The sequence below is a fragment of the Bacillus yapensis genome (assembly GCF_005280205.1).
In the GTDB taxonomy this organism is placed as follows: domain Bacteria; phylum Bacillota; class Bacilli; order Bacillales; family Cytobacillaceae; genus Robertmurraya; species Robertmurraya yapensis.
Genome location: NZ_SUND01000007.1, coordinates 100,289 through 123,545, shown reverse-complemented (window position 1 = coordinate 123,545; position 23,257 = coordinate 100,289). Strand labels below are relative to the sequence as shown.

Genomic DNA, 23,257 nt, shown 5'->3' with positions numbered 1-23,257 from the left:
CTAAATTTTTCATGATTTTAAGGCTTTTTAAGTCATTTAGCAGAAAATCTCCGCCTATTTCACCTAATATCCATTATTTTTTCAAATTAAGCGGAATTTTTCCGGTTAAGTGGGTGCACCTGTCGAAAATCAAAAAATCAACAAGGAACATTAACAGAACCTTATATTTAAACGAAAACAATTCAGAATGGAGGAGCAATCATGAAAAATTTTTTAGTATTGCAAACAGATTTTGGTATAAGTGATGGTGCAGTAAGTGCCATGTATGGTGTTGCTCTTACCGTCGATCCAACGATACGTATTTTTGATCTGACCCATGATATTCCTCAATACAATATTTGGGAAGGAGGCTATCGTTTGTATCAAACCATTTCTTACTGGCCAGAGGGAACTGTATTCGTCTCAGTAGTTGACCCAGGTGTAGGTTCAGAGCGCCGAAGCATTGTCGCAAAAACTTCAAAAAACCAATACATCGTAACGCCTGATAATGGGACACTCACGCAAATTAAGCAGCAAATCGGGATTGTTGAGGCGAGAATTATTGATGAAAAAGTAAATCGTCTTCCGCATTCGGGAGAATCATATACGTTTCATGGTCGAGACGTGTATGCATTTACTGGTGCAAGGTTAGCCACAGGAATTATTTCTTTTGAACAAGTAGGTCCTGAAATACAAGTTGAATCCATCGTTGAATTGCCGGTTCCTGAAGTAACAATTAGCAAAGGAGCGGTATCAGGCCATATTGATATCCTTGATGTTCGCTTCGGGAATCTATGGACGAATATCGACCGGGAGCTATTTAAACAATTAAATGTTGAGTACGGTGATTCTTTTGAAGTAGTAATTGAAAATGAAACACGCCAAGTCTATAAAAGCATCATGACGTTTGGTCGTTCTTTTGCAGATAGCCATTTAGGTGAGCCTCTCCTGTATATAAACTCACTGGATAAATTAGGAGTGGCCCTTAATCAAGGTTCTTTTGCTAAAGCCTACCATGTTGGCTCAGGTGCAAATTGGAAAATTTCTATACGCAAGGCCCAGAACATCATATATAATTAAATATTATTTATATTCTTAAAATTTAAAAGGGGTTGAAGTTGTGTTTAAAAAGCAATTATCTATTAAAAACATCGTGGCTATTGGGATTGGGGCAGCAGTATTCATTATTTTAGCAAAGTTTGTATCTCTTCCTTCACCGGTTCCAAATACGTCGATTCAAACATCTTATGCCTTTTTAGCATTGATGGCAGTCGTATTTGGTCCAATTGCCGGCGCATTAATCGGTCTAATCGGGCATGCTCTAAATGATGCGATTTCTTATGGTTCCGTGTGGTGGAGCTGGGTGGTCGTATCCTTATTCGTTGGATTCATCATCGGTTTAGTTGCGAAGCGAATCGATATTGAATCAGGAGTATTTAATAAAAGTAAGCTTATTACCTTTAACGTAGTGCAAATCATCGCTCAAGCGATTGGATGGTTCTTGATTGCACCAGTATTAGATATTTTAGTCTATGCTGAACCTGCCAATAAAGTATTCGTACAAGGATTATTTGCTGGGGTATCAAATATGGTTACAGTCGGTGTGATTGGTTCTATTTTATTATTTGCTTATTCTAAAACTCGTACACAAAGCAACAGCCTGCACAGAGAATTATAGATTGCTAGGAGATGAAAATGAAGAAGCCGGTCATAGAGTTTAACAACTATAGTTTTAAGTATCATAGTCAGGTAGATCCTACTCTAAAAGACCTCAGTTTGACCATTCTTGAAGGGGAAAAGGTGTTGATCGTTGGACCATCTGGCTCTGGGAAGAGCACGATTGGTCACTGTATCAACGGGCTTGTCCCCTTTTCCTATAAAGGTGATGTAATAGGAAGTTTGAAAATTAAGGGGGAAGAGGCAAAGGATCTAGATATATTTTCTCTTTCAAAAATAGTAGGGACCGTTTTACAAGATCCCGATGGTCAGTTTATCGGGCTAACCGTAGGAGAGGATATCGCATTTTCTTTGGAAAATGATTGTATAGAGCAAAAAAGCATGGTAGCACTTGTGGAAGAAGTTGCAGAAATGGTCGAGATGGACAGGTTTCTTTCATCATCTGTGCATCATTTATCAGGGGGCCAAAAGCAAAGAGTCTCGTTAGCAGGGGTGATGGTCGATCATGTAGACGTTCTTTTATTTGATGAACCATTAGCAAATCTTGACCCTGCAACAGGAAAATATGCGATGGAATTAATTGATCGGATTCAAAAAGAAACGAATAAGACAGTTATCATTATTGAGCATCGCTTAGAGGATGTATTACATATTGATGTCGATCGAATCATTGTCATGGATGATGGAAGAATTGTAGCAGATATGAATCCAGATGAGCTATTAGCAAGCAATATTTTAGAGGAGATTCATATCCGGGAACCTTTATATGTTAAGGCTGCTAAGTATGCTGGCTGTGAAGTGACTGAGGAAATGAAACCTTCAAAGCCCCTATCATTTGCAGTGGATAAAGAAAAGCTAATTGCCTGGTATGAATCCACTGATTCCATTATTCCTAGGGGAAAATCGGAACCGATCTTGGAACTGAATGAAATAGCATTTCAATATCATGCTGGTCATGAAACCATTCAAGGCGTTTCTTTTTCGATTGAAAAAGGTGAGATGGTTAGTTTAATCGGGAAAAATGGAGCAGGCAAATCAACTATTTCCAAGCTCATTTGTGGGTTTGAAAAACCTAGTTCAGGAACAATCTATTTTGATGGACAAGATATTACGAAGGATACGATAAAAGAACGGTCGGAACGAATCGGGATGGTTTTGCAAAATCCCAACCATATGATTTCCAAGCACATGATTTTTGATGAAGTGGCTTTGGGGTTAGTCATTCGTGGTGTGCCTGAACAGGAGATTAAGGAACGAGTAGAAAGTGTACTTAAAATATGTGGTCTCTATCCATTTCGTAATTGGCCGATTTCAGCATTAAGTTTCGGTCAGAAAAAACGTGTTACGATTGCTTCCGTATTAGTGCTGGATCCCGAAATCATCATTCTTGATGAGCCAACAGCTGGACAAGACCTCCGCCATTTTACAGAGATAATGGATTTTTTAGTGGAGTTAAATCGTAATGGAAAAACGATTATCATCATTACCCACGACATGCATTTAATGCTTGAGTACACACCACGTGCGATTGTGATTGACAGTGGCAAAAAGATTGCCGATGAGTCCGCGACGACGGTTTTAACAGACGCAGAGATCATCAAACAAGCAAACTTAAAGGAAACCTCTTTATTTGAATTAGCAAAACGGGCAGGTATAAGGGAGCCAAAAGAGTTCATTGGACGCTTTATCCGATACGATAAGGAGGTCCGAAAGAATTGGCAGTAGAGATGTTATCATACATAGAACGAAAATCACCGGTACATGAACTGACCGGTGTAACGAAGCTTCTCTGTTTTATTATTTGGTCGACTGCGGCGATGTTAACGTACGATACTAGGATACTCCTGTTTTTGTTTATCTTAAGCATTGTCATTTTTATCGTTTCGAAAATAAAGGTAAAAGAAATCTCATTTATACTCATTTTCATTTTAATATTTTTACTGCTCAACAATATCGCCATCTATCTTTTTTCACCACAAGAAGGAGTAAAGATTTATGGTACGAGTCATATTCTGTTCGAGATTGTGGGCAGATACAATGTCACCATCGAACAAATTTTTTATCAGCTCAATATTACGTTGAAATATTTCACAGTCACCCCTGTGGCCTTGCTATTTATAGTGACGACTCATCCTAGCGAATTTGCGGCTTCCTTGAATAAAATTGGAGTGAGCTATCGAATTTCCTATGCAGTGGCTTTAGCACTTCGTTATATTCCCGATGTGCAACGAGACTTTCGCAACATCGCATTGGCACAACAGGCTCGGGGAGTAGATCTATCTAGTAAAGAAAAATTATCAAAGCGCATAAAAAATGCTGCCTCCATTATGATTCCACTTATATTATCGAGTCTTGATAAAATTGAAACTATCAGCAACGCAATGGAGCTTCGTGGATTCGGAAAAAATAAAGAAAGAACATGGTATAGTGCCCGTCTCTTCCAATCAAAGGATTACATAATACTTGCCGTATTTGTACTGATGCTCGTTGGCACGTTAGTCATCACTTTTCATGATGGCAATCGATTTTACAATCCATTCTTATAAAAATGCGTCTTGAGCTAATGGCTACAGGCGTATTTTTTTATGAAAAAGATATACATGACTAGTGATATTTTGTTAATATCTACTAGGTATGAAAGGTTTCAAATTGGGTTTGAGTCCTTTATACTAATTTAGTATGCAAAAAATGAATCGTAATGAAATTTAAAATAGAGGTTTGAATGGAATATAAGGAGGTACAGCATGACAGTTACGAATGAAGAAATGATTGTTGAGATAAAGAGTTTTGATGAAAAAGGTTCAGGTAAGGGAAGCGTTTGGCGCGAAAATGAAAAAGGGATTCTGAAAAAGCTAAGACTTACAGTTCCGCAAACATTACCTGGGGAAAAAGTGCGTGTACTCGTGGATAAGCCAGACCGTAGAAGAAGAAGAGTTGATGCTTTGGAGATTCTGGAGGCTCACAAAGAAAGAATTGTCGCACCATGTCCACATTTTGAAAAATGTGGTGGCTGTGTATGGCAGCATTGGGAATTCCAAGGTCAATTGAAAGCAAAAACGAACCATGTGAAGAGCGCGATCGAAGCTCAAGGCTTTGATCCAGAGCTTGTTAAAGATACGATTGGCATGGACAATCCATGGCATTATCGTAATAAAATGGAGTTTACTTTTTCACCAGACGGAGCTCTTGGATTGCATGAGCAAGGAAACTTCCGCAAAATCATTTCACTTGAAACATGCTTGATCGCAGGAAAAGAAATGGTCGAAGCGGCAATGGAAGTAGCAGAGTGGGTAAAAGACCATCAATTAAAAGGTTATAACAAGGACCTTCATGAAGGCTTGTTACGTCATTTGATGGTAAGACAATCTTTTGCTACTGGAGAAATGATGCTTGCTCTATTTGCGACAGAGGGACCAACAGGTGAGCATGAAAAGCCTGTGGCAGATTTAATCAAGCGTATCGAAGAAAAGTTCCCACAAGTAAAAAGCTTAATGTGGCTTGAAAATACAGATTGGGCAGACCGTACTCAATCAGAGAAGAGTCATGTGTTAGCTGGTCGTGATTTTATTTATGATGAAATGGACGGCTATCGTTTCCGTCTTTGGTTTGATACTTTCTTCCAAACGAATCCGACACAAGCACAAAAGCTTGTTGACTTAGCTGTTGAGATGGGTGAACCGAAGAAGTCAGAGAAAATGATTGATCTTTTCTGTGGTGTTGGTACATTCTCGCTTCCGTTTGCAAGTCGAGTTGGAAAGCTTGCAGGAATCGAAATTGTCGAAAGCTCAATTGAATCAGCGAAACGTAACGCAACAGATAATGGTTTAACAAACACTTACTTCCTAGCAAAAGATGCAAGAAAAGGAATCGACGAAGTGTTAGAAAGCTTTGGTCGTCCAGAGCTACTTTTACTAGACCCACCACGCTCAGGTGCAGGTGGAAAAGTAATGAGAAGAATTGGCCGTTCACAGCCTGAACGAATTGTTTATGTATCATGTAACCCAGATACATTTGCAACTGATATTAAAGAGCTAGCGCCATTCGGTTATGAACTAAAAACGGTTCAACCAGTGGACTTATTCCCGCATACTGTGCATGTGGAGTGCGTTGCCTTGATGTCAAGGGTAAAAGGGATGACCAACAAAAATTGCCTGAAGTAAAGACTTTTCGGAAGTCTGAGCGTAAGCGCCGCAGGAGGAGGCTTGCTTTGAACGTGAGAATCGAACTATCACTCTAAGAAAACTTATCTACACTTTTCTTCGGAGGGTTTGAGTAGCCGATTGGGATGTTTTTGCGTTAGGATTGAGTTAGTGATTTGGATAACATCGAGCTCGGGCTGTGATTTAGATGTCTGAGCAGAAAATAGAGAAATATAGCAATTAGACAAGGTTGTCTATAGGCATTAACAGGGCATTTCTCGCTTTGTGTCGTGTTAAAAAATGCCTGCTGGTAGTAATCTGGCAGAGAAAAGGAGGTCATCCATATGGATCAAATCAAAATCGGAGTGTTCCTAAAAGAGCTTCGAAAAGAAAAAGATTTGACGCAGGAGCAATTGGCTGAAAAGCTGAATGTCTCTGGCAGAACAGTATCAAGATGGGAGACCGGCAGGAATATGCCAGATATAGGTCTGCTCATCGAGATAGCAGATTTTTATGATGTTAGTATTCCTGAGATTGTCAATGGAGAAAGGAAAAGCGAGAATATGAATCAAGAGACAAGAGATACTGCTATTAAAATGGCAGAATATGGACAAAACGAGATAAAGTACGGAAAACAAAAAGTGATTAGTTATCTGATGTCATTATTCGGTATATTCATCATTATTTCGGCCTTAGCGATATTCCCCAATGATAGCAGCTGGGGAAGTATTTATTCAATTATCGGAAGTATCATTTTAATAATTGGAGCTTACTTCATGATTAAATCTGTATTCGTAAAGAGAAGCTTACGTATATTGAGTGTTGTCGGATGTGCCATTCTATTATTTGCAATTTTTACTATTTCAGATTATCTTGCAGTCACTCAATTCAACCAGGTGCCCAGATTTAGTTATGAGAAATCATACAGTTCACTGAATCCAGATGAAATTGTTCATAAGACTTTATTTTTTAAAGCTGTTCAGAAAAATCCCGGAACGGAGTATGAACGAATTGAAATTGTAAAATAAGTTCAAAAAAAGATAAATCCCAGTTTGTATTAGACAAACCAAGGCTCCTCAACTACCATTATGGCGGCGAGGAGCCTTTTTATGCTTCGATTTTTGTATGGGAGACTTTAATATAAAGAAAAATTAAAGTAAAATACACACGAATTGATACTTCAAATATCATATACATAAAAGCAGTTGATATCGTAAAAAGTCTATACTATCTGCTTTTTCGTTTGTGAAAATACCATTCAGGACTGATTTTCGTTAAAATATACATGGCGATTTTCATAAATGATCCATATTCAAATATACTAGTGTATGATAGTAAGTTAGGAAACATGATGTTAGTGTAAAAAAAGCGGTTTTATCCCGCATTAATGGGTTGTAATGCTTCTACCTCAAAATTTAGCGAAAGCAAAGAAGTTAGGAAAGGAATCAATTGCCCATAAAAACCCAATTGGTTCAGGCTAATAAGATGTTGGTTCTTCAGGTGTCATAGGACATGGCGCCTTTAACCTGAGTTTCTCTAGTTCGGTGGAGGATGAAGAAACCCCAGTGATTAAAAGTTTCACTTTATATTTTTGACTGACAGATAGTTTAAAGTTGTATCAGTAATGAGAGGATTTGAGTTTGCAATGATTGATAATTTTTGGCGTGATTTACCACGACCATTTTTTATACTTGCGCCAATGGAAGATGTGACGGATGTTGTTTTTCGCCATGTAGTAAGTAAAGCAGGTCGACCGGATGTATTTTTTACAGAGTTTACAAACTCGGATAGCTATTGTCATCCTGAGGGAAAGAACAGTGTTCGGGGTCGTTTGTTGTTTACAGAAGATGAACAGCCAATGGTGGCACATATTTGGGGAGATAAGCCCGAATATTTCCGACAAATGAGTATTGGGATGAAAGAGCTAGGATTTAAAGGCCTTGATATTAATATGGGCTGCCCTGTACCGAATGTGGTATCGAGAGGGAAAGGTAGTGGACTTATTCTGCGTCCAGAAGTCGCAGCAGAACTTATTGAAGCAGCAAAAGCGGGTGGACTGCCTGTCAGTGTGAAAACACGACTTGGCTATTCGGATGTAAATGAATGGGAGGAGTGGCTAACGCATATTTTAAAACAGGATATCGCAAATCTTTCTATTCATTTACGTACAAGAAAGGAAATGAGCAAAGTAGAGGCACACTGGGAGCTGATTCCAGAAATCAAGAAATTACGTGATCGTGTGGCACCGAATACGCTACTAACCATCAACGGGGACATTCCTGATCGTGAAACAGGACTGAAACTTGTTCGTCAATATGGTGTGGATGGGGTTATGATTGGGCGCGGAATTTTTAAAAACCCATTTGCCTTTGAAAAAGAGCCGAAAGAGCATAGTAGTATGGAGTATCTCAATCTTCTAAGATATCATCTTGATCTTTATGACTACTATTTAGAAAAACTGCCACGTCCAATTACTGGGCTCCATCGTTTTTTCAAAATATATGTCAAAGGATTTCCTGGAGCAAGCATGTTAAGAAATCAATTGATGAACACAAAGTCAACGGATGAAGTACGTCAATTACTTGATCATTTTGAAAAAAAGTGTTGACAGGACAGGGACAGTAGAATGAGGTAATGCATAAAAATTAGAGGGAAAATGAATCCTATCAACTCATGTGTATTTATAATTTTACTATTAAATCGAAAAGGTAAAGTTAATTGATTCATGTTAAGAATCCTTCATTCCATATGATTAGGTAGAAAAATTCATTTTATCAGAAATAATCTTTATTTTATTTTGAAAAATGAAAAGCCAGTGAAATTTTACGACGAGTAAAACCTCACTGGCTTTTTTAATGTTTTAAAGGAGGGTTTTGTCCTAGCTGCAATTAAATTTTTTCATATTTAAAGAATATTAATTTATTGGTTTGTTTGTATTCTGTGGTTTTAACATAACTTAGCTTTTCGTAGAAATGGTGATTACGATAACTTAGATAAGGCGCATGCAAAGTAAATAATTCACTTTAATGCAAACTGTTTCAATGTACTTTATAGCTTATGAGTCTAAGCCGGAATTTTGTACATTTTAATTGAGAAACAATTCATCTTATTAAAATAGATTATCACAGGTTAATGGAGCAACAGATGAGTTGCTTCAAATTTTATTTGCATGTCACTAAATAATGATTTTAACGTTCAAAGAATAAAACGATACCTTGTAATAGCTTGGGATAAAGCCGATTATAGTGCTTACCAATCTGACATTTGCCATAATCTCTATGAAAAGCTATTAGAAATTGATACTATTGCTATAGGGGTAGATGTAATAGTTACTTTAAGATATTAGCCTTCTTAATATTACATTGGCTTAATTCTCTTGTATGGCTTTCATTTTTTTTAATGAGTAAGGATATGGAACTTTTCTGTGATGAAAGCGTATTAAAAGTATGCATGAAAACACAAAAAACTTATGTTAATCCATTGCTGTTGCTTGCTATCGGAAAGCGTATTTTAAGAGGAACTTCTCTAGCTTTTGACAAGGGAAATGTAAAGGGGAGGATTAAAAACGTGTTAAATTATAGAAAGCCAAAATTTTGGGTGATTGCTGTTACTTTAGTTGCAATTGTAGTACTTGTGGTTGCTCTAGTTACCAATTTAATTACAACTAAATCAGGTGATGACCCTCTTGTTTCTCAGTTTTTAAAAAATAAAACCGAGTATGTAGGCAATAACTCAAAAGTTGGAGGTATCATCTTTTTATTAACGTTCCCTAAAAACATCGATTACGATTACTTTGAGCTTTCTACTGATAGTGAGCCTTTTGCAATAACTGTAAATTTACAAACGGATACAGAGACTAGAAATTTTTATAGTGATGAAGCAAATCAACAACAGTTTGAAGTTAATGCTATCATTATGTTTGCCTTGATTGGAAACGTAGAATATATCAATTTTAACCTAAATGACGGGCTAACCTCCTATAATATGCAGTACACACGAGAATGGGCAAATGATCAATATGGAAAAGATGTGCGTGATTTTGCCATAAGCGAAGAAGAATTTAGTAAGCTGATTAAGGGTACATCTTATAATGGAAAATATAGAGATTAAAATGATATAGCACAACTTGTGGAAGAAAATCTTGCTATTATAATGTTGCAAAATTCGAATCAAGACATCTACACTTGGATTTTATAGTCCACTCTTATAGTAGTGATGTAAAATCGCGCCGAGCTTTTATAAATAGAATTTCATTTTTAAATCTTTTGCGCAGGAGTGTATCTGACGGTCATCTTGATTTTTGAGAGAGGTTATGAATGTTCTTGTTAATTCATTATTGGAAGTTGTGGCAGCGTCCCAGGTTGATACAAACGAAGTCCGGAACGCGCCACGCAAAGAAATGGTTATCATCATGAATTGGACACATGGCTAGGTACACTAGATTTGAAGATTCGAAAACCTCACAAAGGCAGTTACTATCCAAGTATGCCAAAACCCCGAAAACGTATAGAAAAACATTGCTCTCTGTTATCTAAGAAGCATATTTCATTGTATTTTGAATCAGTTAAATAATCCATTCGTTGGAATCACCGGGATCAAGTGATGGGAGGGTTCCAATAACGCCGAATACGCTGTCGGTTACTTCAATATTGGTAAGCGTCACATCACCAGTATTTGTTACGATGAATTTAAATTGCGGTGTTACTCCGTCTGGAAGCAACGGTCCTGGAGACGTATCGGCTTCCTGCCATGTTGCTCCATTATCTACCGAAACATATTTCTCAATGGTGATGGAAGGGATGACGCCAAACCAATATGTCGAATTGGTGTCAGAGAGAGTATTGCCGTCATATTCACCAGTTACCGTTGCGGCATTCACGTTTTGTCCAAGCACCCAGGTACCGACAATAATCCAACTAGCTGAATCTCCCGGTGGCAGAACGGGCATGGTCCCAACAAAACCGTATATATCGTCCGTTACTTGGACATTGGTTAAGGTTACGTCTCCCACATTAGTAACTGTAACTCTAAACAAAGGATTGGTCCCTATGGCAACATTTAATCCTGGAGGTGTATCCGCGTCATACCAGGTAATCCCGTTATCGTTAGATACCTCTTTTATTATATTAATTTCTGGCTGTGGAGCTTCTTCATCGAACCAATATGCGACATCAGCATCGGATACTCCTTCGTCAGATGTTGCTGTTGCAATATTCATTTGATTCCCAAGTGCCCATGTACCAACAACTATTGTGGATGATGATTCACCGGGGGCTAAACTTGCGATTGGTCCAAGCACTAAGCCATAAACATTGTCATTTACTATAACATTGGTCAACGTGATATTGCCCGTATTAACAACTGTGAATTGAAATTGTGGATCTGTGCCTTGTGGTACAGGTGGGCCTACAGGAGCATTTGCTTCAAACCATGTGACCCCATTATCTGGTGAAACGTATTTGTCTACTTCAATGGACGGTGCGGCCGCTTCAACCCCAAACCAAAATGCCGTGTTCTCATGGGTAACCCCCTGATCACATGTTGCCGTCGCAATATTGGACTGCTGGCCAAGTGCCCATGTGCCGTTAATTGTTACTGTTTCCGATTCGCCGGGGTTCAAATCCGTTGGACCGATAACCGTTAAATAAACATTATCCGTCACGGTAACATTGGTCAACGTAACATTTCCTGTGTTTGTAACTGTAAATCGAAACTGCGGATTGTTGGGAAAAACTACATTCGGGCCTGGAAGCTTGTTTGCATCGAACCATGTAACCCCATTGTCTGGCGATACTTCCTTTTTCACGGTAATCGCCGGAAGTGCCGCTTCCACACCTACCCAATATGTCGAATTGGTGTCAGAGAAGGTATTGCCGTCATATTCACCAGTTGCCGTCGCGGTATTCACGTTTTGACCAAGTACCCATGTTCCATCGAAAATGAATTGGTCCGAAGCGGACTTCTCCAGTGTAGCTATTGTTCCAATTAAACCGTAAACATCGTCCGTAACTATAACATTGGTTAGTGTAGCAGTTCCATTATTTGTAACAGTGAAACGAAAACGCGGATTTGTGTTAGAAGGCACATCCGGTCCTGGGGCAGTATCTGCCGAGAACCATGTTACACCATTATCAGGCGAAACCTCTTTTTCTATCGAGATGGAAGCGATTTCAGTTAAGCATGACTGCGGATCAGGCAGAGTTCCTTCAAACAATTCATTATGACTTTCGGAAGTTCCCGTAAGAGAGTTAAAAATAATATTGCCATTAATTTGGCTAGATACGGTAGTTGCATCTGCAAATGGGGCCAATACCGAGCCATATATTGCGGTCGTACTATTAGTCCATGTTGCTGCTTGAGGAAAATTCCAAAGGATTAATCGTGCATCGCTTCGAGTTGCGGTTACTCCATTTCTAAAAATTTGGTAACTACCAAATGCAATGTTTGTTCCTATGACATTGATTAAAACTGTAGAACTTAGTGGAGCTACAATATTGATGCCATTCAACTGATTCAGTGACAATCCTGACCCTGCTACATCATTTGCATTTATTTCAAATATATTCAAATCTGGCTCGGTACCGGTTAGAGTTAATCCCCCAAAGCTTACACTTGCAGTACCAGTTGCCGTCAGATTGCCCCAAAAGGTACTTGCGCATTTTAAATAAGTTGCTTTCTCTGTAAAATTGATTGGATTCCCAGTTACAAAAGTACCGTTTGGGTTTCCCATAGTATAATTGATTACTGAACTAGATGCTCTTCTGATAGTATTGCCACTAAAATTCGAACCACTTGTAACATTTACATTACCGCCAATTACAAAAGAGGCATCCGTTCCAAAGGGTGGTAATGGTGAGATGGAAGCGCCTATTCCGTAGTTTTGCAAGGTAACATTACCTCCTACGGCTACTCTTCCTTCGGCATCTGTATTGCTCATATTCATATCTTGTATCACAAACACATTGTAAATGCCTATTGGTCCAAGGTTTACTGCCATTTTTCCATTCCCTCCTTTTCAACGAAAATCGAGCCAATAATCGTCATATTACGAACATCGTTGAGGTTATAGTGAAACCTTTTCTGAATGTTACTCCATTTAACAGGAGTGTTAATGCAGTTTAAATTCGTTGACATTATTACATTCCTCCCGTTGTATGATAATATGCACTGTCGCTGGCGTAGTAGGTGTTGCCTTCGAATACGGCCGTTACGCTTGCAGTATTAACGTGTATGCCAAGCTGTTCATAATTGATGAGATCCTCGAGTTGGAACTGAAGAAGTATCTGGGTTTTAATAGTATCTTTGAGCGTCTGATTCACCGAATTGTTGATTTTCAATAAATCATCAATTGTAGCGGGCTCTGGTGGGGTTTGCCCGTCAAGTGTTCCAAGGACATACTGAATCTTTTCAGCTTCGGCGTTGATGATATGAGACAATCCTAATTCTTCCAATGCTATGGACGCCAACAAAAGATTGATGACGCTATCTCGGTTAATATTGATATGTGGAGTTACATTAGGCATGTTTGGAAATGACATAATTGGACTCCTTTCTATTTGGTTTTTATATCACAAGATGTTTTTTCGACATTGGTTCAACGCTCAAAACTAAATGAATAACAAGGCGGTGCATATGTGTCTGCTTATCTACTCATTAAAATTTGCAATTACAAAGTTATGGCGTCCCGGTAGTCGTCGTTGTGGATGTCGAAATGGATAGCGTATCTTTCAACTTAAAATGAAGAAGCATTTGGTTTTTAATGACGTTTCTCAATGTTTGACTAACCGACTCATTGATTCCTAGAAGTTCATCAATCGTCGGGGGCGTAGTGGGGGGATTCTGTCCTCTGAGCGTTCCAAGGGCATACTGAATCTTTTCAGCTTCGGCGTTGATGATATGAGAAAGCCCCAGTTCCTCAAAGGCCACGGAAGCAAGCAAAAGATTGACAGAATCTTCAAGAGTGATACTGATGGTTGCATTTATGTTAGGTATATTGGGCATTGACATAGAGTAAATTCCTCCTTTCAAGTATTAATGCTTAATGATATCTCACGCTTTCAAACATAGAATCAAATCTATAACGATTATTAAAGCAGATGAGATATATGACACTCAGTGAAAGTGTTTATGCTATATTATGTCAATGTTGACTATGTGATTGTGCTGTCGTCTATCATGTAACAGTTTGACAAGTAAAGAAGTTTAATGATTAAAGGCATACTAGATTTAGATAAGAACTATTTATCAGAAAAAATAGTAAGTGATATGGCAAAAGGAAATGATGATTTTACTGATCTGTTTCATAATGAATTTAAGATGTTGACGGACATTGGAAATAAATATCGTATACGACATCATGAGATTGAAATAACTAAATTCCGTTATTATGACTATCTTTTTAATTGTTGTTTAGCACTAATTACACGAGCTATAAAATAGTTGAAGGACTATGTAATATTTTTAATAAAGAAAAATTCCGCAAAATCATAGATGTATCGTGAGGCTGAAATAAAAATCAAACTACATATTCTTGCATTTACAATGTGATGACATTACGAAAGATTTGGAAAGGAAATTCTTTAGATCAATTCCAATTTGTCAAGGAACTTATGAGCACAATGCATTTTGTTACAGATATAGTGGATATGTTTCTGGAAACGGATTCAAATGACATTCATTCTAAACTTCCGAAATATGATAAATGGTTTCCAAGAATGTGTGAGTATGGATTTGTGGAGGGTACGGACTTTTCGACATTTCTGTCGGAAAGTACAGGTGGAAGACCAGCTGTTGACCACCAAATAACAATTGATATGGCAAAAGAGCTATGCATGATACAGCGTACTCCAAAAGGAAAACAATGCCGCGGGTACTTTCTTGAAATTGAAAGACGATGGAACTCTCCAGAAGCAATCATGGCAAGGGCACTTCAGATTGCCAATCAACAGCTAACACAAGTAAGGAAACAAAATAAAGTGCTTGAAGGTACAGTTGCTGTTCAGAATCAGCAAATTGCAGAAATGAAACCGAAAGTGTCTTATTACGATGTGGTTTTAAATTGCAAAGACCTCATTTCCACATCAGCAATCGCCAAAGATTATGGTAAGTCAGCTATTTGGATGAACCGCTATCTTAATAAAAAGGGCATCCAATTTAAACAAGGCGGCATTTGGCTTTTATATCAGAAGTATGCGGAAAAAGGATACACCAGTACTAAGACACATAACTACCTTGGCAGTAACGGGCAACAGCATACAAAGGTCCATACATATTGGACACAAAAAGGCAGACTCTTCATTTACGAACTGATGAAGGCAGACGGTATTTTGCCTCAAATAGAAATGGAGGGTGTGTAATGGGAATCAACAAATTTAACCATGAAGGATACCATGACCCAACTCCCCATGAAGCACTGACCAACATAATGAGAAAGGAAAAGGCAGAGAAAAAATCTGCCTTTAAGCCGCTTGTATATATCTGTTCTCCCTATTCCGGTGATGTAGAAGAAAACGTTAAAAAGGCTCGTAGTTTTTGCAGGTTTGCCTTGGAAAGTAACTGTATTCCAATTGCTCCCCACCTTATGTTTCCACAGTTTATGGATGATGAAAATCCAGAGGAACGGGAGCTTGCCATATTTATGGACATTGTGCTCATGGGCAAATGTTCCGAGGTGTGGGTGCTGGGCAATACCATCTCAAACGGTATGGAGAGGGAAATTGAAGTCGCCAAGAAACGCAGACAAACGGTTAGATATTTTAGTCCGGAGCATGAGGAGGTCGAAAGTTTATGAAAATTGCAGTGGGCAATAGCCGGATGGATAGGAAGTGGAAAAACAAAGATATTTCATGGGAGGATTTTTGCTCCCGTGTAAAGACAACACAACGTACTACAGAAACGGTAGAGGAATATCGGAAACTTAAAAAAGGTCAACAAGATGATATCAAAGACGTGGGTGGCTTTGTCGGAGGACATTTAAAAGAAGGAAGGCGAAAGAAGGGCAATGTTCTATGTCGCTCTTTGCTTACCCTTGATATGGATTACGGTAGACCGGATATTTGGGAACAAATCTCAATACTTTTCGATTTCAAATGTTGTGTTTACTCCACCCATAAGCACACACCGGAAAATCCGAGACTCAGACTTATCGTTCCTCTTGCTCGTGAGATCAGTGAAGAAGAATATGCAGCCGTTGGACGTATGGTGGCAAAAGAAATTGGTATGGACCTTTTCGATGATACGACATATGAAGCACATCGCCTTATGTATTGGCCATCCACTTCCTCTAATGGTGAATTTGTCTACGAAGAGCAGGATGGAGCATTACTTGACCCGGATGTTTATCTTTCAAAATATCAAAACTGGCGGGATACATCAACTTGGCCGGTATCAAGCAGGCAGTCTGAAGTGATTAATCGAAGTCTGAAAGAACAAGCAGATCCGCTTTTAAAGGAAGGTGTGGTAGGAACATTCTGTCGTGCCTATTTCGTTCGTGAAGCTATAGAAAAATTCTTAGGTGCTGTTTATGCCCCCTCTGCTATGGAAGGACGGTACGATTATATTCCAGCTGACAGCAGTGCGGGTGTGATTATCTATGATGATAAATTTGCATACAGCCACCATGCCACAGACCCAGCAAGCAGCCTGCTCCTCAATGCTTTTGATCTTGTTCGTATTCATAAATTTGGTTCTTTAGATGATAAAGCTTCTACCACCACGGTTCCTGGTAAGATGCCATCTTTTGTGGCAATGTGCGAGTTTGCTATAAAAGATGAAGCGGTAAAAGCTGAGTTCGCAAAGGAAAGACAGGCTCAGGCTGAAGAGGAGTTTAGTGATGAGGATTGGCAGACAGCTTTGGAATTGGATAAGCAAGGCCGAATAAAAGACACATTGGATAACATCGTTCTGATTATTCGGCATGATGAGAATTTACAGCATATCGCTTTCAACTGCCACCGTGATGGGATTGATGCCAAAGGTGGTCTGCCTTGGGAACAGATCAAGGCTGGTTGGAATGATTCGGATAACGCGCTTCTTAAGGTGTACTTAAGCAGTAAATACGGAGTCTATTCCCCTACCAAGACCAAAGATGCTGTGTTAGCTGTAGCGTCAGAACGAGCCTACCATCCTGTTAAGGAATATCTGGACTCCCTGCCAAAATGGGATGGTATTAGCCGAGTAGATAATCTATTAATTGATTATTTCGGTGCAACAGATAATTCCTATACAAAAGCAGTCATACGCAAAACGATGGTTGCAGCGGTAGCCCGTATTTATAGACCAGGTACAAAGTTTGATAGTGTTCTTATCTTAAACGGTCCTCAAGGAATCGGTAAATCAACCTTCTTTGCTAAGCTTGCTGGAGACTGGTTTTCAGACAGTTTGACTATTACAGATATGAAGGATAAATCCGGGGCTGAGAAACTTCAGGGATATTGGTTGCTGGAACTAGGAGAGCTTGCTGGAATGCGTAAGACGGATGTGGAGGTTGTGAAGTCCTTTATTTCAAGGGCAGATGATAAGTACCGTGCAAGTTATGGGGTCAACGTCGAAAGCCATCCCCGTCAGTGTGTAATTGTAGGTTCAACGAATGCAGAAAGTGGATTTCTTCGAGATATTACGGGCAACCGCAGATTTTGGCCAGTCCGCATTAACGGTAACGGTAAAAAGAAAGCTTGGCAGATGACCAAAGAGGAAGTACAGCAGATTTGGGCAGAGGCACTAGTGCTATATGAGAAGGGCGAAAAACTCTACCTTGAAGGTGATGATGTATCCATGGCAACGAGTGAACAGGCAGATGCGATGGAAACAGATGAACGAGAAGGATTGGTTCGTACCTATCTGGATACGCTCTTGCCGGATGATTGGGATACGATGTCTTTGTACGAGCGTAGAAATTTCCTCGGCGGTAGCGAATTTGGCGGCGGCACCCGTGTTGGAACCGTAAAAAGGACCCTTGTCTGTAATATGGAAATTTGGTGTGAGTGTTTCGGTAAAGAGGCATCCATGCTAAAGCCTTCAGATTCCTATGCCATCGGTGCCATTATGAGAAAGATCAGTGAGTGGAACAAGTACACTGGGAACAAGAATGGTGTTGTGACGTTTCCTGTCTACGGAAAGCAACGAGCTTATTCCCGAGTCGAGGAACAACGCTAAGTTGTACCTTACCTTGTTCCCATACTCTTTCTTTCCCTAAAGCTAGTAATGATAAGGAAAATCAACGGTTCGGAACAAGTGGAACAAGAAGTATCCTATTTATTTATAAATAGTAAAAAGAAGTAATAGTAGCCTGTGCATACACGCATACGCGCGCGTATAGGAAAATTGGGTCAAAGTTGTTTTCTTGTTCCGAGCCTTTTTATATGGGAGGTATTTATGCTTGAAAAATATATCGAAAAGAAACTGGTGGCTGAGGTAAAAAAGATAGGAGGTATTGCGGCGAAGTTTGTTAGTCCAGGTTTAGATGGAATGCCAGACCGTCTTGTGCTTTTACCATATGGGAAGATGGCTTTTGTGGAATTAAAGGCTCCCGGAAAGAAACCTCGTCCGTTACAGATTAGAAGAATAAAGCAATTACAGAAGTTAGGCTTTACCTGCTATGTCATTGATGATGTTAAGCAGATTGGAGGGATACTGGGTGAAATACAATCCTCATAAATATCAGACCTATGCAACGAACTTCATACTTGAGCATCCCATCGCTGCGGTGTTTTTAGAAATGGGTCTTGGCAAAAGCGTCATTACTCTAACAGCTATATTTGATTTATGTCTTGATAGTTTTGAAATTGGAAAGGTTCTGGTCATTGCTCCACTTCGGGTAGCAAGGGATACTTGGCCAGCTGAGATAAATAAGTGGGAGCATTTAAAAGGGCTGGAGTTTTCGGTAGCGATTGGAACAGAGCAGGAGCGATTGGCGGCTCTTAGAAAACCTGCAAGTGTCTACCTTATAAATAGAGAAAATGTGGACTGGTTGGTAAACAAAAGTGGCATCCCTTTTGACTATGACATGGTGGTAATCGATGAGCTATCATCCTTTAAATCCTATGGTGCAAAAAGATTTAAAAGTTTACTAAAAGTAAGGCCGAGGGCAAAACGGATCGTGGGTCTTACGGGTACACCCTCCAGTAATGGGTTAATGGATTTGTGGGCAGAGTTTCGTATTCTCGACATGGGTAAAAGACTCGGCAGATACATAACTCACTACCGCAATTCCTTTTTTACACCGGATAAACGTAATCAGCAAATCGTATTTTCATATAAACCATTGCCAGGTGCTGAAGATGCCATATATCGGCTCATTTCGGATATCACCATTTCCATGAAATCAGTCGATTTTCTGAAAATGCCAGAGTGCGTTATCAATGAAGTGCCCGTGTATCTGAATGACAAAGAACAATCCGTATATGATCACTTTCGTGAAGAGATGGTTCTTGAGCTTGCCAATGAGGAGATTGATGCCATGAATGCAGCAGTCCTTTCTGGCAAACTCCTGCAAATGGCAAACGGTGCTGTCTATGATGATGATAAAAATACTCATATTATCCATGACCGCAAGCTGGATGCTCTTGAAGATTTAATCGAAGGTGCAAACGGCAAACCTGTTCTTATTGCATATTGGTATAATCACGATTTAGAGCGTATTAAAGCAAGATTTAATGTTAGAGAAATTAAAACATCCAAGGATATCAAGGATTGGAACAACGGCGATATTTCTGTGGCGGTTATCCATCCTGCATCAGCAGGACACGGCCTTAACTTACAAAGTGGTGGTTCAACACTTATTTGGTTTGGTCTTACCTGGAGTCTAGAACTCTATCAGCAAACCAATGCAAGACTTTGGAGACAAGGACAAAATGAAACGGTGGTTATCCATCACATTATTACTAAAGGAACGATTGATGAAGATGTGATGAGGGCCTTGAAACGAAAGGAAAAGACACAATCTGATCTTATCAATGCGGTCAAAGCAAATCTTGGGAAAGCGAGGGGTGTTGTATGATAGATGCATTTGAAAAACTGGCGAATGCCATTATTCTACAGGCGGTCAAGGATTATCGTTTTGCACTGAAAAGATTAGCAAAACACCCTCGCAATGATTCTGCTTTATATACAAAACGTGAGGTTGAGTGCTTCTTTCATTCTGGATTGTTTAATGTCCTCACATCCCTAAACCCTGACATATTAATTCAACAGCTACAAGAGGAGGCGGTGCGATGATGACAGCTAAGGAATTCTTAAAACAGGCTTACCGTTTGAATGAATTGATTAATTCCGACCTTGAAGAGCTACAAAACTTAAGAGATCTATCACGAAGTGTTTCATCACCCGTTCTTGAGGAAAAAGTCAGTAAAACAAAAAGTACTGATCCACCTTTTGAAAAATATGTGATAAGAATAGTAGATTTGGAGCAACAGATACAACAAGAGGTTGAGCGATTAATAAAGCTGAAATCAGATATCCGTGAAGCGATTAATCAGATGGAAAACGTGGATGAGAAGCTACTTCTTCGCTACCGATACATTAACTTTCTTAACTGGGAAGAAATCTGTGTCAATCTTAATGTTTCTATGAGAACCGTGCATAGACTTCATTCATCCGCTTTACAACATTTGAAGGTACCTAAATAAAAATTGGCACACTTTGGCACAGTTTGGCATACGATGACACTGTTTGTCCGTGGTGAAAGTTATATAATGGTAGTATGGAATATTAATAAACAGTAGCCTTCACGGGAGCATTTCTCCTGCGAGGGCTTTTTCTATGGGCAAAAGGAGGTGCAAGTATGCCAAAGAAACCTAAGCGACCGTGCTCTTACCCCGGTTGCCCAGAGCTAACTGACAAGCGCTTTTGTGAAGAGCATAGCAAGAAGGAAGCTGCACGGTATGAGAAGTATGACCGCGATCCAGCAACCCGCAAGCGTTATGGTCGTGCTTGGAAAAGGATACGTGACCGCTACATTGCAGCCCATCCTCTTTGTGAGGAATGTAAAAGACAAGGAAAGCTGACCCCAGCAGCTGAAGTGCATCACATTCTTCCTCTTGCAAGAGGAGGAACTCACGATAGAAGTAATCTGATGGCTCTTTGTACTCCTTGCCACTCTGCAATCACTGCAAGAGATGGAGACCGTTGGGGAACCCGGTAGGGGGAGTCAAATCTCTACAGCTTTTCATTTGTGTAACGGGCGTGGGGCAACGCGTGAAAAAACGCGGTTTCAAACGGGGTAATAGGCCCATCGACGAAAAGAGGTGAGTGAATGGCCAAAGATGGAACAAATCGTGGCGGCGCCCGTATAGGCTCCGGTCAAAAGAAGAAACCACTTGCTGACAAAATTGCAGAGGGGAATCCTGGTAAGAGAAAGCTTGAAGTCGTTGAGTTCCAAAATACCGCTGACCTGAAGGGGCAGGAAATGCCAAAGCCAATGGCCATGCTCTCAGCGGTGCAAAAGGATGGAAAAACCCTAGTAGCGAGTGAAATCTATGAAATTACATGGAAATGGCTCGAGGAGCGAGGCTGTGCCCATTTGGTACTTCCACAGCTTCTAGAGCGATATGCCATGAGTGCGGCCAGATGGATACAGTGTGAGGAAGCAGTAACCGAGTTTGGCTTTCTTGCCAAGCATCCAACTACCGGCAATGCTATTCAAAGTCCTTATGTAGCTATGAGTCAGAACTTTATGAGTCAGACAAACAGATTGTGGATGGAGATTTATCAAATCGTTAAAGAGAATTGTGCTACAGAGTATTCTGGTTTAAACCCACAGGACGATGTGATGGAGCGACTGTTATCTGCCCGCAGAGGAAAATAAAGATGAGGAGATATATAATGAGTAAAAGATATTTAACAGCTGAAAGTGTATGTGCTGGACATCCTGATAAACTATGCGACATCATAGCAGATAGCATTTTAGAAGCATGTTTACGTAAAGACAAAGCATCACGTGTCGCTTGTGAGGTAATGGCAACCAAAGGGAAAATTATCGTGGCGGGCGAAATCTCCTGCAGCGAGAAAATAGACATCCGATACATTGTTAGGAATGTCCTTAAAGAGATTGGATACAACCCTCTTAGATTCTTAATTTATGTATTTGTACACAAACAAAGTGTAGATATTGCAACTGGCGTGGATACTGCACTGGAAGCAAGAAATGGAATAAATGAACAGTATGGTTCGATAGGTGCTGGAGACCAAGGAACTGTGTATGGCTATGCTACAAAGGAAACAGGAGAAATGCTTCCCCTACCCCTTATACTATCTCACAGGATTGTAAAGAGACTGGATGATTGCCGAAAAGGGAAACTGATAAAAGGTATCCACCCAGATGGTAAAGCACAGGTGACGGTGGAATATGAAGGGGACACTCCAGTGCGAATAAAGACTATCGTGATATCGGTACAGCATGATAAGAATAAAACACAGGAAGAACTAAAGACAGATATCCTTAACAATGTCCTATGGCAGTGCTTTGAGGACTTCCCATTTGATGATGAAACAGAAATTCTCATTAACCCCTCTGGTAGATTTGTCGAAGGTGGTCCCGCTGCCGATACAGGCTTAACTGGTAGAAAAGTTATGGTTGATACCTATGGAGGACTTGCATCTCATGGAGGAGGCGCACTTAGTGGTAAAGACCCCACCAAAGTTGACCGAAGCGGTGCCTATATGGCTCGGTACATTGCAAAGCATATCGTCTGGTGTGGATATGCAAAGAGATGTGAAGTTAGTATATCCTATGCCATTGGTAAGGCAAATCCTGTAGCCTTTTCTGTAAATACTCTTGGCACAGGTATTGTTTCTGACGAAATATTAACTCTTGCTGCACAGGAGATTTTCAATTTAAGACCTGCGGCAATCATAGAGAAGTTGCGTCTAAGGAATGTGATTTACTCTGATACAGCTGTTTATGGTCACTTTAATAGTTGTCTATTCCCGTGGGAGGATGTAAATAAGTACAATGAATTTAGAAAGGCGGTGGAAAAGTATGTTGATAGAGAAGATAAAAACTAAACACCTCATCCCCGCTGAATATAACCCAAGGAAGGATTTAAAACCGGGTGATCCTGAATATGAGAAACTTAAACGCTCCCTTGAGGAGTTTGGATATGTAGAACCCGTAATATGGAATAAGACCACAGGCAGAGTCATCGGAGGTCATCAGCGTTTGAAAATCCTGCTGAGTATGGGCATGGATGAGATAGAATGCGTAGTTGTTGAAATGGATGAGCAAAAGGAGAAGGCGCTGAACATTGCACTAAATAAAATTAGTGGTGATTGGGATAAAGACAAATTAGCACTTCTCATCACGGACTTAAATGCTTCAGACTTTGATGTGTCTTTGACAGGTTTTGACCCGGGAGAGTTGGAGGATCTTTTCAAGGATTCCCTTAAGGATAATATAAAAGAAGATGATTTCGATGTAGACAGCGAGCTGAAAAAGCCCGCTGTTTCGCATTTAGGGGCTCCTTGAC

At 39.8% G+C, this 23,257-nt stretch carries 24 protein-coding genes; 20 read left to right on the top strand and 4 right to left on the bottom strand.

Annotated features, from left to right (window positions below):
• The first annotated feature begins 201 nt into the window (after positions 1-201).
• The 9 genes from FAR12_RS10475 to FAR12_RS24160 all read left to right on the top strand — a co-directional run bounded on the left by FAR12_RS10475 (position 202) and on the right by FAR12_RS24160 (position 10,367).
• Complete coding sequence (locus FAR12_RS10475) at positions 202-1,059, top strand: SAM hydrolase/SAM-dependent halogenase family protein (RefSeq protein ID WP_126408614.1); 858 nt, start codon at positions 202-204, stop codon at positions 1,057-1,059.
• A gap of 40 nt (positions 1,060-1,099) precedes the next feature.
• Positions 1,100-1,657, top strand: coding sequence for an ECF-type riboflavin transporter substrate-binding protein (locus FAR12_RS10470; RefSeq protein WP_126408613.1), 558 nt, complete (start codon positions 1,100-1,102; stop codon positions 1,655-1,657).
• A 17-nt stretch (positions 1,658-1,674) separates the two neighbouring features.
• Positions 1,675-3,381 carry an ABC transporter ATP-binding protein gene (locus tag FAR12_RS10465; protein WP_126408612.1) on the top strand — a complete coding sequence of 569 codons (1,707 nt, stop codon included), beginning with the start codon at positions 1,675-1,677 and terminating at the stop codon, positions 3,379-3,381.
• Positions 3,372-4,202, top strand: coding sequence for an energy-coupling factor transporter transmembrane component T family protein (locus tag FAR12_RS10460; protein ID WP_126408611.1), 831 nt, complete (start codon positions 3,372-3,374; stop codon positions 4,200-4,202). Before FAR12_RS10465 ends, FAR12_RS10460 begins: the two co-directional genes overlap by 10 nt.
• Positions 4,203-4,400: 198 nt before the next feature.
• Complete coding sequence (gene rlmD / locus FAR12_RS10455; protein WP_126408610.1) at positions 4,401-5,816, top strand: 23S rRNA (uracil(1939)-C(5))-methyltransferase RlmD; 1,416 nt, start codon at positions 4,401-4,403, stop codon at positions 5,814-5,816.
• Between the two features lie 323 nt (positions 5,817-6,139).
• Positions 6,140-6,823, top strand: a complete 684-nt coding sequence (locus FAR12_RS10450) for a helix-turn-helix domain-containing protein (RefSeq protein WP_019155151.1) — start codon at positions 6,140-6,142, stop codon at positions 6,821-6,823.
• A 617-nt stretch (positions 6,824-7,440) separates the two neighbouring features.
• Positions 7,441-8,403: a tRNA dihydrouridine synthase gene (locus FAR12_RS10445; protein ID WP_028988130.1), complete on the top strand. Its 963-nt coding sequence runs from the start codon at positions 7,441-7,443 to the stop codon at positions 8,401-8,403.
• A gap of 731 nt (positions 8,404-9,134) precedes the next feature.
• Positions 9,135-9,905: a DUF4825 domain-containing protein gene (locus tag FAR12_RS10440; protein ID WP_316245673.1), complete on the top strand. Its 771-nt coding sequence runs from the start codon at positions 9,135-9,137 to the stop codon at positions 9,903-9,905.
• Positions 9,906-10,211: 306 nt separating this feature from the next.
• On the top strand, positions 10,212-10,367 hold the full coding sequence (locus FAR12_RS24160; protein WP_126408609.1) for a hypothetical protein: 156 nt from the start codon (positions 10,212-10,214) through the stop codon (positions 10,365-10,367).
• Here the strand turns inward: FAR12_RS24160 and FAR12_RS10430 are convergent.
• The 4 genes from FAR12_RS10430 to FAR12_RS10420 form a co-directional block, all read right to left on the bottom strand.
• Positions 10,360-12,792, bottom strand: coding sequence for a choice-of-anchor A family protein (locus FAR12_RS10430; RefSeq protein WP_126408608.1), 2,433 nt, complete (start codon positions 12,790-12,792; stop codon positions 10,360-10,362). The genes FAR12_RS24160 and FAR12_RS10430 overlap by 8 nt on opposite strands.
• Positions 12,783-12,929, bottom strand: a complete 147-nt coding sequence (locus tag FAR12_RS23410) for a hypothetical protein (protein ID WP_019155145.1) — start codon at positions 12,927-12,929, stop codon at positions 12,783-12,785. Before FAR12_RS23410 ends, FAR12_RS10430 begins: the two co-directional genes overlap by 10 nt.
• Positions 12,930-12,931: 2 nt before the next feature.
• Entirely contained in the window at positions 12,932-13,333 is a 402-nt protein-coding gene (locus FAR12_RS10425; RefSeq protein ID WP_019155144.1) for an alpha-helical endospore appendage domain-containing protein, read from the bottom strand.
• A 136-nt stretch (positions 13,334-13,469) separates the two neighbouring features.
• Positions 13,470-13,802, bottom strand: coding sequence for an alpha-helical endospore appendage domain-containing protein (locus FAR12_RS10420; RefSeq protein ID WP_019155143.1), 333 nt, complete (start codon positions 13,800-13,802; stop codon positions 13,470-13,472).
• 539 nt (positions 13,803-14,341) lie between these two features.
• Between FAR12_RS10420 and FAR12_RS10410 the strand changes: the two genes are divergently transcribed.
• The 11 genes from FAR12_RS10410 (at position 14,342) to FAR12_RS10360 (ending at position 23,256) form a co-directional block, all read left to right on the top strand.
• A complete protein-coding gene (locus FAR12_RS10410; protein ID WP_425426404.1) occupies positions 14,342-15,151 on the top strand; it encodes a phage antirepressor KilAC domain-containing protein in 810 nt (269 codons plus the stop codon).
• Positions 15,151-15,585 (top strand): DUF7768 domain-containing protein, encoded by a 435-nt coding sequence (locus FAR12_RS10405; protein ID WP_019155140.1) that lies wholly within the window; start codon positions 15,151-15,153, stop codon positions 15,583-15,585. Before FAR12_RS10410 ends, FAR12_RS10405 begins: the two co-directional genes overlap by 1 nt.
• Positions 15,582-17,948: a virulence-associated E family protein gene (locus FAR12_RS10400; RefSeq protein ID WP_019155139.1), complete on the top strand. Its 2,367-nt coding sequence runs from the start codon at positions 15,582-15,584 to the stop codon at positions 17,946-17,948. The genes FAR12_RS10405 and FAR12_RS10400 overlap by 4 nt, the downstream gene beginning before the upstream one ends.
• A 219-nt stretch (positions 17,949-18,167) precedes the next feature.
• Complete coding sequence (locus FAR12_RS10395; protein WP_019155138.1) at positions 18,168-18,449, top strand: VRR-NUC domain-containing protein; 282 nt, start codon at positions 18,168-18,170, stop codon at positions 18,447-18,449.
• A complete protein-coding gene (locus FAR12_RS10390; RefSeq protein WP_036174994.1) occupies positions 18,430-19,791 on the top strand; it encodes a DEAD/DEAH box helicase in 1,362 nt (453 codons plus the stop codon). The genes FAR12_RS10395 and FAR12_RS10390 overlap by 20 nt, the downstream gene beginning before the upstream one ends.
• Positions 19,788-20,009, top strand: coding sequence for a hypothetical protein (locus FAR12_RS10385; protein WP_028988127.1), 222 nt, complete (start codon positions 19,788-19,790; stop codon positions 20,007-20,009). Before FAR12_RS10390 ends, FAR12_RS10385 begins: the two co-directional genes overlap by 4 nt.
• Positions 20,006-20,419: a DUF1492 domain-containing protein gene (locus tag FAR12_RS10380; RefSeq protein ID WP_036174995.1), complete on the top strand. Its 414-nt coding sequence runs from the start codon at positions 20,006-20,008 to the stop codon at positions 20,417-20,419. The genes FAR12_RS10385 and FAR12_RS10380 overlap by 4 nt, the downstream gene beginning before the upstream one ends.
• A 155-nt stretch (positions 20,420-20,574) precedes the next feature.
• A complete protein-coding gene (locus FAR12_RS10375) occupies positions 20,575-20,934 on the top strand; it encodes an HNH endonuclease (protein ID WP_028988125.1) in 360 nt (119 codons plus the stop codon).
• A gap of 111 nt (positions 20,935-21,045) precedes the next feature.
• The gene (locus tag FAR12_RS10370; RefSeq protein WP_036174997.1) at positions 21,046-21,597 is read left to right on the top strand and encodes a P27 family phage terminase small subunit; all 552 of its coding nucleotides are present in this window, start codon (positions 21,046-21,048) and stop codon (positions 21,595-21,597) included.
• Between the two features lie 17 nt (positions 21,598-21,614).
• The gene (gene metK / locus FAR12_RS10365; protein WP_019155133.1) at positions 21,615-22,796 is read left to right on the top strand and encodes a methionine adenosyltransferase; all 1,182 of its coding nucleotides are present in this window, start codon (positions 21,615-21,617) and stop codon (positions 22,794-22,796) included.
• Positions 22,774-23,256 carry a ParB N-terminal domain-containing protein gene (locus tag FAR12_RS10360; RefSeq protein ID WP_246010366.1) on the top strand — a complete coding sequence of 161 codons (483 nt, stop codon included), beginning with the start codon at positions 22,774-22,776 and terminating at the stop codon, positions 23,254-23,256. The genes metK and FAR12_RS10360 overlap by 23 nt, the downstream gene beginning before the upstream one ends.
• Position 23,257 lies beyond the last annotated feature (1 nt).